At 46.3% G+C, this 1,830-nt stretch carries 2 protein-coding genes; both read right to left on the bottom strand.

What is annotated here, in order from left to right; all coding sequences use genetic code 11:
* Positions 1 to 184 precede the first annotated feature (184 nt).
* Positions 185 to 1,051 (bottom strand): PSE family carbenicillin-hydrolyzing class A beta-lactamase CARB-2, encoded by an 867-nt coding sequence (locus tag LU671_RS29180; protein ID WP_001931474.1) that lies wholly within the window; start codon positions 1,049 to 1,051, stop codon positions 185 to 187.
* 129 nt (positions 1,052 to 1,180) lie between these two features.
* Positions 1,181 to 1,735 carry an aminoglycoside N-acetyltransferase AAC(6')-Ib4 gene (locus LU671_RS29185; protein ID WP_003159191.1) on the bottom strand — a complete coding sequence of 185 codons (555 nt, stop codon included), beginning with the start codon at positions 1,733 to 1,735 and terminating at the stop codon, positions 1,181 to 1,183.
* Positions 1,736 to 1,830: the final 95 nt, after the last annotated feature.

A 1,830-nucleotide genomic window follows, 5' to 3' on the forward strand; every position in this document is an offset into this window, starting at 1 on the left:
TGCACGCTTAAAAATAATAAAAGCAGACTTGACCTGATAGTTTGGCTGTGAGCAATTATGTGCTTAGTGCATCTAACGCCGCCATAAGTTGCGGCTTTGGAGTTGATTGTTTTGTGGTAGCGTAGCGTTAAACCACAAAACAAGCGACGGAAAAGCCGTCAACTTGATGGCCTTGTTAGCCTTATCAGCGCGACTGTGATGTATAAACGTCAAAAATTGAATGACCAATTTTAACAATCGCATCATTTCGCTCTGCCATTGAAGCCTGTGTTTGAGCTAGATAGATGCTCACAATAATTGGGGCTTGATGCTCACTCCACACAACTGCTGTAATACTCCGAGCACCAAATCCGCCAGCACCTGAGCGATCCGCAATGTTCCATCCCGCCGGCAATACTGAACGTAGTAAATTACCAGTGACTTGATTGTTCACCATCCAAGACTCTAATTTTTTCTGGTTCATTTCAGATAGCGCGGAACCAAATAAAAATTTATTCAAAGTACTGGCTATTGCCTTAGGAGTTGTCGTATCCCTCAAATCACCGAGCTTACCTTCATTTAAATCAGGCTCAATACGGTCTAGACGAGTCTCTTTGTCCCCAATTTGTCTTAAAAAATCAGTAACGCCTTTGGGGCCACCTACAGCACTTAGGATGATATTTGCCGCAGTATTATCACTTGTAGTCATAGTTGCGAAGCACGCATCATCGAGTGTGATTGCCTGCCCTACTTGCTTTTCTATTACAGGGGAATAGGTCACAAGATCTGCTTTCTTAATCTCGACTGTACTATTGGGATTAACTTTTCCTTGCTCAGCATCATATAGTAATTTAGCGCAAGCTATTGTTTTAAAAGTACTTGTTAACGGGAAGCGCTGATTGCCATTGTAATCCCAATATTCTCCATTTTGAGTATCAAGAACGGAAACACCTATACGAGCAGAAAGAGAAACTTCAATTGCCTTAACGTCTTGTTCAACTTGCTGAAACTTTGAACTACTTGCAAAAACCACGGATGGTATTAAAAGCGAAAATGCCAATAAAAACTTCATGTAAGTAACCCCATAATTTTGATTGTCACACATTTTATATAAAAGCATGAGGCTCCATAATATGGCTAACGTTTGACATGAGGGGCGGCCAAGGGCGCCAGCCCTTGGACGTCCCCCTCGATGGAAGGGTTAGGCATCACTGCGTGTTCGCTCGAATGCCTGGCGTGTTTGAACCATGTACACGGCTGGACCATCTGGGGTGGTTACGGTACCTTGCCTCTCAAACCCCGCTTTCTCGTAGCATCGGATCGCTCGCAAGTTGCTCGGCGACGGGTCCGTTTGGATCTTGGTGACCTCGGGATCATTGAACAGCAACTCAACCAGAGCTCGAACCAGCTTGGTTCCCAAGCCTTTGCCCAGTTGTGATGCATTCGCCAGTGACTGGTCTATTCCGCGTACTCCTGGATCGGTTTCTTCTTCCCACCATCCGTCCCCGCTTCCAAGAGCAACGTACGACTGGGCATACCCAATCGGCTCTCCATTCAGCATTGCAATGTATGGAGTGACGGACTCTTGCGCTAAAACGCTTGGCAAGTACTGTTCCTGTACGTCAGCAAGTGTCGGGCGTGCTTCTTCTCCGCCCCACCACTCGACGATATGAGATCGATTTAGCCACTCATAGAGCATCGCAAGGTCATGCTCAGTCATGAGGCGCAGTGTGACGGAATCGTTGCTGTTGGTCACGATGCTGTACTTTGTGATGCCTAACTTTGTTTTAGGGCGACTGCCCTGCTGCGTAACATCGTTGCTGCTCCATAACATCAAACATCGACCCACGG

Source organism: Pseudomonas sp. NMI760_13, from assembly GCF_021283245.1.
GTDB lineage: Bacteria > Pseudomonadota > Gammaproteobacteria > Pseudomonadales > Pseudomonadaceae > Aquipseudomonas > Aquipseudomonas peradeniyensis.